Source organism: Halovenus halobia (genome assembly GCF_051414135.1).
In the GTDB taxonomy this organism is placed as follows: Archaea; Halobacteriota; Halobacteria; order Halobacteriales; family Haloarculaceae; genus Halovenus; species Halovenus halobia.
Map to the genome: position 1 here is coordinate 51,144 of NZ_JBLKOA010000007.1, position 12,825 is coordinate 63,968.

The window sequence follows — 12,825 nt, forward strand, 5'->3', positions numbered from 1 at the left end:
AAACCGCTATAACCGACCCCCGAACAGATCCGGTGGCGGTTCAGTCCCGACATGAAACTTCGCCGTGCGTTTGCCGTCGTAATCGCGATTGTCGCAGTAGTGCTCGGTGTGGCGGTCGTTTCAGGCTTCCAGCTGTACGACGGCGCAGTCTCTGACCGCGAACAGCAATCCGCCGAGACGGCAGCAACGGCCACCGCCACACAGGTCGAGACGCTGCTGGCAGAACGCGCTCGAACGGTCGAACTGGCTGCGACCGACCCGGCAGTACTGGACGCTAGCCAACAGCGTCGAGCAACATTACAACGACTCGTCGAACAAACACCGTTCCACGGAGTTTCGGTCGTTCGCGCCAACGGGACAATGACAGCCATCGAATCAGCGGGACTCACTGCTGACCGCCGGGCAGAGGTGATTGGGAGTGAGTTCAGCGACCGGACCTACGTGAGAGAAGGACTCGCTGGCCAGACCTACGTGAGTGACCCAGTTGAAGCTGAAACAGGAAACCTGGTCGTCACCATCTCGACGCCAGTCAGAGAAGACAACTCGATTGTTGCAGTGCTGACCGCTGCGTTGCACATCCGTGACGGCGACTTTCTCGACTCGTTGTCGGTAATCGGCGGCACAGCCCACGAGGTGAGAATCGTCGCCGGCAGCCAGCAACTGTACGCTTCCAAATCCTTCGACGACCACGCCGAGTACACCTCGGCAAATGCCACCATCAGCCCGACAGGGTGGACAGTGACGGCGACACAAGTCGACGACAGCGCAGCAGAGACACAGCTCGTTACCAGCCTCCAACTCGGTGCTGGCGGGCTCGTACTTCTCTGTCTGTTCGGATTCGGAGCGTGGTTCAAGCGGTCGAATCTCAATCAGATCGACGAGTTGTTGGCAGGGTTCGACCGACTGGCGGAGCGCTCGTACGGCACACAAATTTCTGTCGGGGGGTCACAGGAGTGGGAACAGATTGGCGCTCAGTTCAACGAGATGAGCGCAGAGTTGGCCAGACACGCCCGCGAACTCAAGCAGTATCGTGAGATTGTCGAGCGCGTGTCGGACCCTATTGCGATCCAGAACTGTGACGGTGAGCACTTGCTTGCGAACCAGGCTCTCAGCGAGTACGCGGGCTACGACAGCAGCGATATTATCGGCGCAGACGAGTCGCTGTATCTCGATGACGACGCCGCAGCGCACGTCGCCGAGAAACGACAGGAAGTGCTCGACACTGAACAGGCAATCGAGTACGAACTCTCCGTCCAGTTCTCAGAGACGAGCATCGAGAAAACGTTCAGCGCCCAGCAGTACCCATACTACGACGAGACAGGGGCACTTGCTGGCACGCTGTCACTCTACCGTGACGTGACCGACCTCAAAGACCGAGAGGCAGAACTAGAACAGTACAAACGGGCAGTCGACGGCGCGACTGACCTTATCTGTGCCGTCGACGAGAATCGTGAATACCTCTTCGCGAATCCACAGTACTGTGCCTATCACGGCCTCGACCAGGAGTCGATTCGCGGAGTCAATTCCCAGCGCGTGACACCTGACAAGATAGTGACGGACAACGTCGACCGCGCACTCGACGGCGAGACGGTCAAGTACAAGATGACGCGAGACCACGCGGATGGCAGCCAGCGTATTCTCGATGTTCGGTACTACCCCCTTGGTACTGGTGATGACAACGCGGGCTTCGTCGCTGTCCTGCGAGACGTAACCGAGCGAGAGGAGCGTGCCAGACAGCTCCGGGTCGTGGACAGAGTGCTCAGGCACAACCTCCGCAACGACCTGACCGTCATTAGCTTAGAGGCCGAACGGATTGCTGCCGGCGCGAGTGGCCCAGTCGCGGACTCTGCGGAGGGAATCCAGAACCACGCCGAAGAGTTGCTGACAACGAGCACCAAGTCCCGCGCGATTACCGACGTACTGAGCGAGCAACCTGACCGAGTGTCGATCGACGCAACAGATGTCCTGACGCAGGGCGCCAGCAACGTCGATGACGGCGTTGCAGTCACGCTTGACATCCCCGACCGGGAGGTATTGGTCTCGGCTGTTACTGGCCTTCGCAAGGCGGTCGATGAACTGGTCACGAACGCCGTTGCCCACAACGACCAGTCAGACCCCAGCGTTGACCTCTCGCTCGAAGAAGACGAGCAGTCCGTCGTCCTCCGCGTTGCCGACAACGGTCCCGGAATGGCAGAGATGGACCGAGATGTGCTCGAAAGCGGGCGGGCAATCGAAGACCTCTATCACGGCAGCGGCCTCGGACTCTGGCTGGTCTACTGGACCGTACAGCGCTCTGGCGGGTCGATTACCGTGCGAGACCGAACACCCCGCGGAACGGTTGTCGAACTCGAACTGCCGACCGGGTAGCTACTCGAAGGGGCGCTCGCGGACAACAGACTGTTCGCGGCCGGGACCGACACCCACAGCATAAATTGGCGTGTCGAGTTCGTCGCTGATGTAGTCGAGATACGTCTGTGCGTTCTCCGGCAGTGCGTCGTATCCGTCGGCGGCAACGGCCTCCCAGTCAGCGTCGTCCCAGCCCTCGAAGGTCCGGAGGTTTGGCTCACACCGGGCCCATTCCCCGGTGGTGGCAGGGACGGTCAGCACTTCCTCGCCGTCGAGGGTGTACGAGTGGCCGATTTTGAGTTCGTCGAAGCCAGCCAGCGTGTCGATGTGGTTGACCGCGAGTCCGCTGAAGCCACTCGCGCGGGTGGCATGACGGAGAATCGGCATATCGAGCCAGCCGACACGTCGCGGTCGACCAGTAACGGTTCCATATTCGCCGCCCGCCTCGCGGATTTCCGTCGCGAGTGTTTCCTCGCGTTCGCCGGCGTTGCCCTCGTAGCCGGGTGTATCCCCTTCGACACCGGCAAGTTCGGTCGGCATCGGTCCGCTGCCGACGCGGGAGAGATACGCCTTCACGATACCGATTATCTCGCCGCCGCCGATAACGTCAGGTCCGAGTCCAGTGCCGGTAGCTGCGCCGCCAGCAGTTGGATTCGAGGAGGTGACGTACGGATAGTTTCCGTGGTCGATGTCGATAAGTGTCCCCTGCGCACCCTCGAAAATGATGTTGTCTCCCGCGTCGAGGCGGTCTGCGAGAAAGTCTCCGGCGTTGACGAGCATATCCTCGTCAGCGAGCCGGGTGCCGTACTCGCGGTACTCCTCGAACAGCGCGTCGATATCGAACTTCTCGCCGACATCGACGCCGTAGACATCCTCAGCGAGCGCACGCTTTTGCGGGACGACGTATTCGAGTTTCCGCCGAAGCACGTCCTCGTCGGTCAGGTCACCGATACGGAGGCCGCGCCGGCCGGCCTTGTCCTCGTAGGTTGGGCCGATTCCGCGACCGGTCGTCCCGACCTCGTCGTCGGTTTCACTTTTGACATCTTCCTCGATCCCATCGAGCACGCGGTGATAGGGGAAAATCACGTGCGCACGCCGGGCGACCCGGACATCGGGGTCCAAGTCACGGTCGGCGAGCGTATCGAGTTCGTCGAACAGTGTTCTCGGATTGACGACACAGCCGTTGCCGAGCACCCCGATTTTCCCACGGACTGCCCCGCTAGGAACGAGCGATAGTTTGTACTCAACCCCTTCGTGTACCACAGTGTGGCCGGCGTTGTCACCGCCCTGATACCGGGCGACGACATCGGCAGGTTCGCCGAACAGATCGACGATCCCACCTTTGCCCTCGTCGCCGAGTTGCGCGCCGACGATAGTAACGGTCATCACGGCCCAATTCCCGCCAATGGGGTAAACCGATTACGGTCCGTCACAGCCCGCCACTGCCGAAGCTTTTATACAGGGCCTTGTCGAATGTTGCCATATCAGCGACTCGTTCTGCTGTATTGTCGCTGTACGACAACAACCTTTAAATCCGGCCACCACAAGTTAACAATTGTCATGATAGACAGACTCGAAAAAGAAGTGGATATGCTGGAACGCCATCTTCAGGTCCTTCGGATGGTAATCGAAAACGAGCCGATCGGGATCGTCAAGATGTCCAACGAGACTGGCTACCCGCACCACAAGGTCCGGTACTCCCTGCGCGTCCTCGAAGAGGAAAACCTCATCGAGCCATCGAGCCAGGGCGCAATCACGACGGAAGATACCCAAGAGTTCGTCGAGGATCTGGACGGCAAAATCGACCACATCGGCGAGAAACTCGACGGGATGAAAATCGACGAAGTCGCAGAAGTCGAAGGCTAACGGAACAGTGTTTCGGCGCTAGAGCTCTGGGACCGCCAGATGGAAGTTCTCGTTTCTCGCTTCGACCAGACAGAGGTGATAGCCTCGTTTGCGCGAGAGATTGACGAAGCTTTTGCGTTTGTCACGACTGAGCAGGCCACCCTGTGTCGCGTCGCTGGCAATCTCCAGCGCGCCGGGGTCGAAGAAGCTCTCGGTTACGAAGAACGCACCCGAGAAGCCACCGCTTGACTGGCCGACACGCTCGGCCGACGTAATCAGTCGTTCCATCATCGAGTCCGTGGTGGCCTCGCGGGAGTCGTTGAGGTTGGCCGCGAGCAGTGGGTTACCCATGCGGTCCCGCAGGACGATGTCGAACCCTTCCTGACTCTGTGTCTCCTGGCCGTCTTCGGTGTAGGTCACGTCGATGACACCGGACAGTTCTGCCCGGTCGATACGCGGCAGGACGTCGTAGAGGTCAACCAGCGCTTTCTGGTGGCCCGTGTCACGAATCTCGAACAGCAGGTCTCGAATCACCCACTGCACGAACTGGTACTCGAGCGTCGATTCGAGGAATTCGTGGTACGACTGGCCGCCGACTGCGACGGTGTTGGCGTCGAACTGTGTGTGTTTCTCCAGACGGAGATTCTCGTTGACATCCTCCTTGCGCGTGCTCCCACCGTGGGCTTTTTCGAGTGTCGCCTGCCCTTTCGAGTGGTAGCGAACGAAAATATCCGTGCCCGAGAGCGCCTCCTCGGCGCTCAGCCGTCGGTCAGCGTCTGTCGCCGCGCCGAGTTCCTCTTCGAGTCTGTGGAGTTCGTCACGTAGTTCCTCGACCTCACTCTGGAGTTCATCGCGCTCCTCGCGCAGCGTCTCCAGTTCGGTCTCGAGGTTATCGCGCTCCTCGGAAACTGTGGAGAGTTCGCCTTCGAGCCGGTCGATTTCCTCGTCTTTCTCGGAGAGTTCGGATTCGAGTTCTTCGACGCGTTCGGGGTCGACACCTGCTGGCTCTGGCTCCGCTGCTGGTTCGGCCGGCTCCTGTGCTGTCGGCGCAGGTTCCTCACGAGGTGGGCGCGACTCTGTTCGCTCTGGTGTCGACTCGGGTTCTGGCGCTGGCTCGGACGCGGCTCCGTCCGGCGTCGGCTCCGTCCGGTCGGGTGTCGGCTCAGTCTCTGGGGCTGGCTCGCTCACAGCAGTTGCCGTCGGTGTGGGCTCTTCGGACTCGCTTGCAGCGTCGGGAACTGCGGTCTGGTCAGGGTCGAGCGACGGGATAGCCTGCGTTTCGACATCCTGTCGGCTCGACTGCTGGGTCTGCCGACCACGCCGTTCTGTTCTGGCGGGTTCCTGTGACGATTGGGGCTGGCGAGAGCGACCCGTCTGGCCCGCCGACGCCCCGTTTCCGGCCCGGCGCTCGCGGGACTGCGTCTGTTCGGGCCCGGGGCGATCCGGCGGCTCTGATTGGGTCGGCTGTGTCGTTTCGGCAGAGTTCTCTTCAGTTCGGCGCCGGCGCGCGCGGTCCTGCCCGGCCGGCTGGCGGTCCTGGCGCTGGGCCTGTGTCTGGGAGGTCTGCGCAGCCGGCGTTGACTCGGTCTGTTCGGCGGGCTCTGGCTCACTCTCGGTGGCTTCGGCAGCAGGCTCGCCCTGTGAGCGGTCGACAGACTCGGACGCGGATCCGTTGTCGGCCCGCGCCGTTTCGGTGTCGTCTGCAGGCGCTGTGGCCGCCTCTGTCGCTGGCTCCGTGGATTCTGCGTCATCTGCAGACGCCGCCGTGGAGTCCGTCTGTGTCTCCTCAGTGTCCGTCTCCTCAGGTTCGTCGGCTTCTGTGGCCGCTGGCTCGTCTGTCTCCCCAGCGGTCACCCCAGCACTGGCTGCGTCGTCTTCTGGTTCGGGAATGTCGATCGGGTCGATATCGACCGGGCGTACTTCGTAGATGCCAACCTCGTCGTCAGCCGTTTCGAAGGCTTCGTCGCCTTCGAGTAGTCGGCTGTTATTGCCGACGTAGGCGACGCTCATCGACGTGCCGGCGTGATAGACGAGATAGTAGTCACCACTGAGAACGTTCTCGGAGAGCTCGATAAAGCCAGTAAAGCCGCCGTCGGACAGTGTCTTGTTGACCTTGGAGATGCTGGTGTCTTCGGTGTAATATTTCGCGCGCACCTCGTCACTTCGCTCCTGCATGACCGCCAACAGCGGGAGTGCGTCCGTCGGAGACTGGTAGACTGTTCCGCCTGACTGGAAATCCTCGATATCGCCGCGTTGGATACCAACAACGACGCCGCGTGTCATGTAGAGTTCCGCCCCACCGGCGCGGATGACGCCCGAAAACTCCCTGTCAGCGAGGTCCTGCAGTTCGCGGTACCCGCCGTCAAAGGACCGGTCGTCCCAAGAGTCGACCTGATCGACTACGCGTGTACTCATTGTCTTTCAAAAAGTTAGAAGCGGGGTATATACTTTGCGGCGATGTCGTCTCAGTTATCGCTCTGGTCTGACGTATCGATACGAACGCGTCGGACTCATCGGTCGCCCGCTGCGACGATAGTCAGCACGGCGTCTGGCAGTTCAATCTGGTCGCCTTCCTCGGCTAACCGCCCAATCTGGTGTGTGACCAGCCCCGCGATAGTCTCGTAGGGACCGTCAGTTGCCAGCGCCAGCCCGAGTTGCTCGTCGAGATAGGTCACCGTGGCTCACTCGCTGCCAACGGCTGTCTTACCGGCGACAGACTGAATCGGCTCGGCCCTCGGTGACGAGGCTGTCGATGCGATGCCGTGCAACCGAAAAGACTGCCAGTTCACTGCTCGAGAAGAAGCCGCTAATCGCAGTCAACAACACGATTGCAGCCGAGCACCGTGACGGGAGAAACCGCACGACGTACCTGCGGTCGGGGCTGGTAAGTTGTTTGCCTGATCAGTCGGCGACACTGATTGTCTCTCGGTAGGTCCCGTACTGCTCCTCAAAGACTGACATAATCTCTCCCATCGTGGCGTAGGCTTTGACTGCGTCGACAACTGCCGGAACAACATTTTCGTCGTTATCCACCGCCTCGGCAACCTCCGCGAGTGCCTCTTCGACGGCTTCGTTGTTTCGTTCGGCTTTGACCTCGGCGAGGCGGTCGCGCTGGCGTTCTTGCGTGTCTTCATCAACAGTCAGAATCTCTGGCTCGGTATCTTCCTCGATTTCGTACTCGTTGACGCCGACGACAGTCTCCTCGCCGCGCTCGACGCGGCGCTGGTACTCGTAGGCAGCGTCCTGAATCTCGCGCTGGAAGTAGCCATCTTCGATGCCCTTGAGCACGCCCGCCCGCATCGACCCGTCGCCGAGCGATTTGATCTCCTCGATGTATTCCATCGCCTCCTGTTCAACCTGGTCGGTCAGTGCTTCGACAGCGAAGGAGCCACCCATCGGGTCGACAATGTCGGCCGCGCCGGACTCCTCGGCGATGATCTGCTGGGTGCGCAGCGAGACGCGAACGGCGTCCTCGCTCGGCAGTGCCAGGGCCTCGTCGTAGCTGTTGGTGTGGAGGCTCTGGGTGCCGCCGAGGACGCCTGCCAGTGCCTGAATCGTCACGCGAACGATGTTGTTCATCGGCTGCTGGGCTGTCAGCGACTGGCCGGCGGTCTGGGTGTGGAACTTGAGTTGTCGGGCGGCCTCGCTCTCCGCGCCGTACCAGTCGGCCATAATCCGCGCCCAGATACGCCTGGCCGCCCGGAACTTCGCTACTTCCTCGAACAGCGAGTTGTGAGAGTTGAAGAAAAACGACAGCGTCGGGCCGAACTCGTCGACATCCATCCCGCGGTCGAGACAGTCCTCGACGTAGGCCATCCCGTCGGCGAGCGTAAAGGCCAGTTCCTGGACGGCAGTCGAGCCAGCCTCACGGATGTGATAGCCTGAGACAGAAACGGGTTTGAACTTCGGCGTCTCTTCGGCTGAGTACTCTATCACATCGGTCGTAATCTTCAGCGAGGGCTCTGGCGGGACGACCCACTCTTTCTGTGCGATAAACTCTTTGAACATATCGTTCTGGAGGGTGCCGCGAACCTCGGCGCGGTCGACGCCCTGCTCGTCAGCGAGCGCGAGATACATCGCGTAGATGACGACGGCACTGGGATTAATCGTGAACGAGGTGGAAATCTCGTCGAGGTCGATGCCGTCGAAGAGGATTTCCATATCCCGGAGCGTGTCGACGGCGACCCCCTCTTTACCGACTTCGCCGTTTGCCATCCGGTGGTCAGAGTCGATCCCCATCAGCGTCGGCATATCGAAGGCCGTCGAGAGCCCGGTCTGGCCCTCCTCGATCAGGTAGTGAAAGCGCTTGTTGGTCTCCTCGGCGGTGCCAAAGCCAGCAAATTGGCGCATCGTCCACGTCCGGCCGCGGTACATCGTCGGATACACACCGCGCGTGTACGGCGGCTCTCCCGGAAAGCCGAGGTCCTCGTCGTAGTCGATGTCGGCAACGTCCTCGGGCGTGTACAGCCGCTCGACGTCCATATTCGAGACTGTCCCAAAGCGCTCCTGTCGTTCCCCGTGTTTCGAGAGTACCGGGTCGAGCCGTTCGGATTCCCACTCCCCCCGACGCTCACGTATCTCCGCGAGTTCCTCCTCGTCGAACATACTCGATGGTACGGGTGGGTCAGTGATGAAAATACCGACGGTTCGAGCCGGCGGGTGGGCGTACAGGCCGACCGATGGAATCCCATATATCGAACTCCTGTTCGGTGCTGGGGCTGTGGCTGAGACGGTCGTTCAGTGGGTAGAACTCCTCACGGCGAGTCCGTCGCGACGCACCTACTCGATTCGGTCGAGGTCGGTTTCGGTCTCTTCGCTCTCGATGTTGCCCGTATTGCGCGTTTCTGTCGGCTCGAACAGCAGCAGTTCAGTCTCCCTCTCGGCGACTGGTCGGTGCTCGACGCCCTGCGGGACGATGACCAATTCGCCCTCTTCGAGCACGATATCCTGCTCGTCTCGGAGTTCGATACGCAGTTTCCCCGACACCACGAAAAATAGTTCGTCGGCGTCTTCGTGACGGTGCCAGACGAACTCACCCTCGGCCTTTGCGAGCTTGACTGCCTGTCCGTTGAGTTCGCCAGCCAGTCGCGGTGACCAATGCTCTTCGAAGGAATTGAACGCGTCGCTGAGCGTTACTTTCTCCATACCGAGCGTGTCGGTCCAGCGGACAAGAAGTCTTTCGCGAGGGTCAAAACGGTTCGACCCCGCGGCGGCTGAGGAAGGACTCTGCTTATTCGCTGACTTCTGTCTTTACCACCGTGGCGGGGCGGGTCGTCAGCCGAAGCACGCGGTCGGTGACACTACCGAGTAACGTGCGGTACTCCTCCGGTCTGCGCTTCGTCCCCAGCACGAGTACGTCGGCGTCCCGTTCGTCCGCGTACCTGACGATTGTCTCGGCAGGCTGACCGTGCCTGAGGCTGGTTTCGCAGTCGACACCGGCCGCCGACGCGCGCTCCGCGATTTCACTCACAGTTTCCTCACCGACTTCTTCGAGGCCGTGCTCGGGACCTTCGGCTTCGTCGACGTACTCGTCGCCGCTGTAGGCTGTCACGACATCCTCGTCGACGACGTAGAGGACGTCCAGCGTGGCACCGTTCGCGGCCGCCAGGTCGATTGCGTGAGCCGTTGCTTCTTCGGATGCGACTGTTCCGTCTGTCGACAGCAGAATTCGGTCGTACATATCAAAGACTTTGCACAGGCTGGTTATAAAAACGTCCCCAATTCTCACTTGGTGACGAACTGATGACTGAACAGATTGACGGATGACCCCTCCCGAGGGCCGGAGGTGTCGATGTCTCGCCCCTGTGTCGTCCCGACGACGCGGTGTGTCCGTGCCGTTGACGGTTTCAGCCCCGACGCAGTGGCAATCTCTCAGTTACCTTCTTCACCCGCCTCTGCACCGGGTGCGTTTTGCCTCACGCTTCGAATCCCTTTCAGCGCGTTGTGTTTGCGGGTGTATCTCTCGCCGCCGGTCGCGATTACGGTTCCGTTTCTGTGGACCATCCGCCAGCGCCACTCCGAAGCGGTGTCCTGAAACACCTCGAACCGCGCGAGGCTTTCTGGCGTCTCTCCCGGCCCGACGGCCAACTCCGCACCCTCGCTGCTCATCTCCTCGAGCGATTCAACGGGCTCTTCTTCCGGGCCGGAGGTGTCTGGCCACTCCAGTTCGACCCCTACACTCATCTCCCCATCTTCGACCTCGAATTCGAGTTCGACGCCGACCTCATCGGACAACTCGACATCAACCGACTCGCCCTCACTGCTGAGTCGAACGACGCCACCGGCGACACCGTCTGCCATGTCTCGACGGACGGTTGCGGCCTCGTCTCTGCTGGCGACCTGTTTGCGCTCGAAGCTTGTTGTCACTCTCTGGGATACGGTTAGGAACGTGTTAACTATTTGTACCCATCCAGTGTCCCCGGGTGACCGGGTACCCACTACACGACTCCGAGTCTGAATACTGCGAGATATATCTGCCCACAGCCAGCGAGAATCATCACAAGGGCGGCGACCTGCCTCACTCGGTGTGAGTACTGGCCGAGCGAGCGCCAGGAGTCGATTCCAGCACCTGCGAGCAGCGTCACCCCGACGAGCGGAACCGTTACACCGAGTGCGTACAGTCCCAAAACGAGCAGACCAGAGTGAACGGGCAGGGCGAGCGCCTGGGTCACGACGCCGAAAAACAGCGGGACGACACACCCTGCTGCGGCGACTGCGTACACGGCACCGAACACGCCGAAGCCAGCCACCGATGTCGGTCGTGCCGGAAGTGAAACGCGGAGTTCCGGCCCTCGGTCCAGAAGCGTCACAATGCCGAAGACGACCAGACCTGCTCCGACGACTGGTTCGAGCGCCGGAAGTGCAGTCTGTATCGGCCGACCAACCGTGAGGACGAGTACCGCAACGACAGTGAGTGAACTAAGCGCACCGACAGCGGCGGCCACAGCAGGCGGGAGCATACCGGTTTCTCCGTCGCTTTCGCTCAGGTAGTAGCCGACATAGCCCGGCAACAGCGGAAATGCACAGGGGGCGAAAAAGGTCGCAACGCCGGCACTCACTGCGAAGGCAAGCGCGCCGAAAACGGCAGGTTCAGCCATACTAGACCAGTGAGTCGAGTTGTTTCCGAAGCGTCTCTTTACCTGCGAGCCCGCTGTGACCGAACTCGATACGCCCCTCCTCGTCGGTAATCGCAATGTAGGGGAGACCACCCGCCCCGAACGCGGCTACCAGTTCACTCCCGGGGTCGAGACCAACTGTCCACGCACCGTCGTTCTGGTCCCACCACTCGGCAATGTCGGCTCTGGTCAGCGTCTCGCTCGGACGTTCGTTCGTCACGGAGATGAACGACACCTCGTCGTACTCAGCCTGGATTGTATTCAGGATGGCAAGCTGGTCGTCACACGGTGCACACCACGTGGCGAACAGGTCTACGACGGTGACAGTCTCTGGCGTGGGCACAGCCGTCTCGCCTGCCGCGGAGCCGCGGGCATCCAGCGTCTCCACCCGGATCGGAAGCTGGTCTTCACTCCGTGACTCCGTCCCGGGAACTCCCTGTCGTGCAATCAACAGACTTCCGCCAGTCAGCCCGAGCCCCGCAGTTGCGGCGATAACCTGCCTGCGGTTCACGCGGTTCTCACCCTCTGTAAATCGGAGATAATCTGGTCTTCGTTCGGTGACTTCGAGCGATAGGCCCGCTCAACGAACCCGTCGGCGTTGACGAGCAGTGTGAGCGGCGTGTGTGTGAACATATACATGTCCATATCCTCCGGTTCAGTGCGCTGGAAGGCAACGCCAAACTGCTCGTAGACGACAGTCTTGGCTCGCTCGGTGGACGCTGGCCGCAGAAACCGCCAGTTGTCGCTCTCGGCGTTGATGTTCATCTCCTGGGCGTAGGTCTGGAGACGGTCAGCGGTATCCCGGCTAGGGTCGAACGTAACCGGGAAAAACGAAACGGCGTCACCGTAGCCGTTGTTCTGTGCGTGGGCCTGAACATTTCGCTGTGTTGCGATGAGCACGGGACAGACTGTCTGGCAGTGACTGTAAAAGAACGTGAGAAGCGCCGGTTCCGAGACAGCACGCAGGCTGACCGATTGAGACTGCTCTGGTGTTGGGACGGTCGCATCGGGAATCTGTTCGCCCCACGCGGGATAGGGAACGTCGCTGCTCTCGAACGGTCGATCTGGTTCCGCGAGGACAACATTGGCGTTCGAATCGGTGTTGTCGTCGCTTCCGAGACAGCCAGCGACCCCACTGAGTGCACTCACTGCCCCAGCAGTCTTGAGAAATGTCCGCCGATTCATACCTGAAATCTCTGTGTCTTCGCTTTTAGCACGTCTGGTATGATTCTCGAATTGCCAGCAGAAGAGGGGTCACTGTGTTTCTTCACTCGAGGGTAATAAAGAGTGCAGTGTTGAAGTTGAGTTGGCCCGAGGGTTCTCGTGAGCGAAGTGAGCGAGGGCTCGGGAAGGCAGAGCCCTGCCGGCGGATTTGAACCTCGGAAAGACGACCGTTCGCATTTCGAGGACTCCGCCCTCGCTCCGCTCGCGCTGCGACTTTCCTGGACAAATCCGCCGGTCGTTACTGCTTCGTTCCTCACTACCGTTCGTCACAGAAGCAGTGGGCCCGGGCGTTCTC

The 12,825-nt window shown here is 60.8% G+C and carries 12 protein-coding genes and 1 pseudogene; 2 read left to right on the forward strand and 11 right to left on the reverse strand.

What is annotated here, in order from left to right; genetic code table 11:
* Window positions 1-51 precede the first annotated feature (51 nt).
* On the forward strand, window positions 52-2,367 hold the full coding sequence (locus ACMGFM_RS14570) for a PAS domain-containing protein (protein WP_436903389.1): 2,316 nt from the start codon (window positions 52-54) through the stop codon (window positions 2,365-2,367).
* On the opposite strand, the gene ACMGFM_RS14575 is transcribed toward ACMGFM_RS14570, so the two are convergent.
* Window positions 2,368-3,732 (reverse strand): adenylosuccinate synthase, encoded by a 1,365-nt coding sequence (locus ACMGFM_RS14575; protein WP_436903390.1) that lies wholly within the window; start codon window positions 3,730-3,732, stop codon window positions 2,368-2,370.
* 174 nt (window positions 3,733-3,906) lie between these two features.
* Between ACMGFM_RS14575 and ACMGFM_RS14580 the strand changes: the two genes are divergently transcribed.
* Window positions 3,907-4,212, forward strand: a complete 306-nt coding sequence (locus tag ACMGFM_RS14580; RefSeq protein WP_299277645.1) for a hypothetical protein — start codon at window positions 3,907-3,909, stop codon at window positions 4,210-4,212.
* An 18-nt stretch (window positions 4,213-4,230) separates the two neighbouring features.
* Here the strand turns inward: ACMGFM_RS14580 and ACMGFM_RS14585 are convergent, their stop codons facing one another.
* The 10 genes and pseudogenes from ACMGFM_RS14585 to ACMGFM_RS14630 all read right to left on the reverse strand — a co-directional run bounded on the left by ACMGFM_RS14585 (window position 4,231) and on the right by ACMGFM_RS14630 (window position 12,491).
* Window positions 4,231-6,606, reverse strand: a complete 2,376-nt coding sequence (locus tag ACMGFM_RS14585) for a DUF7527 domain-containing protein (protein ID WP_436903391.1) — start codon at window positions 6,604-6,606, stop codon at window positions 4,231-4,233.
* Between the two features lie 95 nt (window positions 6,607-6,701).
* Entirely contained in the window at window positions 6,702-6,866 is a 165-nt protein-coding gene (locus ACMGFM_RS14590; protein WP_436903392.1) for a transporter associated domain-containing protein, read from the reverse strand.
* A 55-nt stretch (window positions 6,867-6,921) separates the two neighbouring features.
* Window positions 6,922-7,053: pseudogene (locus ACMGFM_RS14595) on the reverse strand (hypothetical protein); the annotation flags it as partial.
* A 39-nt stretch (window positions 7,054-7,092) separates the two neighbouring features.
* Window positions 7,093-8,796, reverse strand: coding sequence for an acyl-CoA mutase large subunit family protein (locus tag ACMGFM_RS14600; protein ID WP_436903393.1), 1,704 nt, complete (start codon window positions 8,794-8,796; stop codon window positions 7,093-7,095).
* 174 nt (window positions 8,797-8,970) lie between these two features.
* Window positions 8,971-9,336, reverse strand: a complete 366-nt coding sequence (locus ACMGFM_RS14605) for a cupin domain-containing protein (RefSeq protein ID WP_436903394.1) — start codon at window positions 9,334-9,336, stop codon at window positions 8,971-8,973.
* 85 nt (window positions 9,337-9,421) lie between these two features.
* Window positions 9,422-9,871, reverse strand: a complete 450-nt coding sequence (locus ACMGFM_RS14610) for a universal stress protein (RefSeq protein ID WP_436903395.1) — start codon at window positions 9,869-9,871, stop codon at window positions 9,422-9,424.
* A 191-nt stretch (window positions 9,872-10,062) separates the two neighbouring features.
* Window positions 10,063-10,557 carry an amphi-Trp domain-containing protein gene (locus ACMGFM_RS14615; protein WP_436903396.1) on the reverse strand — a complete coding sequence of 165 codons (495 nt, stop codon included), beginning with the start codon at window positions 10,555-10,557 and terminating at the stop codon, window positions 10,063-10,065.
* Between the two features lie 71 nt (window positions 10,558-10,628).
* On the reverse strand, window positions 10,629-11,288 hold the full coding sequence (locus ACMGFM_RS14620; RefSeq protein WP_436903397.1) for a cytochrome C biogenesis protein: 660 nt from the start codon (window positions 11,286-11,288) through the stop codon (window positions 10,629-10,631).
* Window position 11,289: 1 nt separating this feature from the next.
* Window positions 11,290-11,817 carry a TlpA family protein disulfide reductase gene (locus tag ACMGFM_RS14625; RefSeq protein WP_436903398.1) on the reverse strand — a complete coding sequence of 176 codons (528 nt, stop codon included), beginning with the start codon at window positions 11,815-11,817 and terminating at the stop codon, window positions 11,290-11,292.
* Entirely contained in the window at window positions 11,814-12,491 is a 678-nt protein-coding gene (locus ACMGFM_RS14630; RefSeq protein WP_436903399.1) for an SCO family protein, read from the reverse strand. The genes ACMGFM_RS14625 and ACMGFM_RS14630 overlap by 4 nt, the downstream gene beginning before the upstream one ends.
* Between the last annotated feature and the right edge of the window lie 334 nt (window positions 12,492-12,825).

Coding starts and splice junctions, on each gene's coding strand:
- ACMGFM_RS14570 (WP_436903389.1), top strand. CDS start 52: ATGAAACTTCGCCGTGCGTTTGCCGTCGTAATCGCGATTGTCGCAGTA.
- ACMGFM_RS14580 (WP_299277645.1), top strand. CDS start 3,907: ATGATAGACAGACTCGAAAAAGAAGTGGATATGCTGGAACGCCATCTT.
- ACMGFM_RS14620 (WP_436903397.1), bottom strand. CDS start 11,288: ATGGCTGAACCTGCCGTTTTCGGCGCGCTTGCCTTCGCAGTGAGTGCC.
- ACMGFM_RS14585 (WP_436903391.1), bottom strand. CDS start 6,606: ATGAGTACACGCGTAGTCGATCAGGTCGACTCTTGGGACGACCGGTCC.
- ACMGFM_RS14600 (WP_436903393.1), bottom strand. CDS start 8,796: ATGTTCGACGAGGAGGAACTCGCGGAGATACGTGAGCGTCGGGGGGAG.
- ACMGFM_RS14630 (WP_436903399.1), bottom strand. CDS start 12,491: ATGAATCGGCGGACATTTCTCAAGACTGCTGGGGCAGTGAGTGCACTC.
- ACMGFM_RS14575 (WP_436903390.1), bottom strand. CDS start 3,732: ATGACCGTTACTATCGTCGGCGCGCAACTCGGCGACGAGGGCAAAGGT.
- ACMGFM_RS14610 (WP_436903395.1), bottom strand. CDS start 9,871: ATGTACGACCGAATTCTGCTGTCGACAGACGGAACAGTCGCATCCGAA.
- ACMGFM_RS14605 (WP_436903394.1), bottom strand. CDS start 9,336: ATGGAGAAAGTAACGCTCAGCGACGCGTTCAATTCCTTCGAAGAGCAT.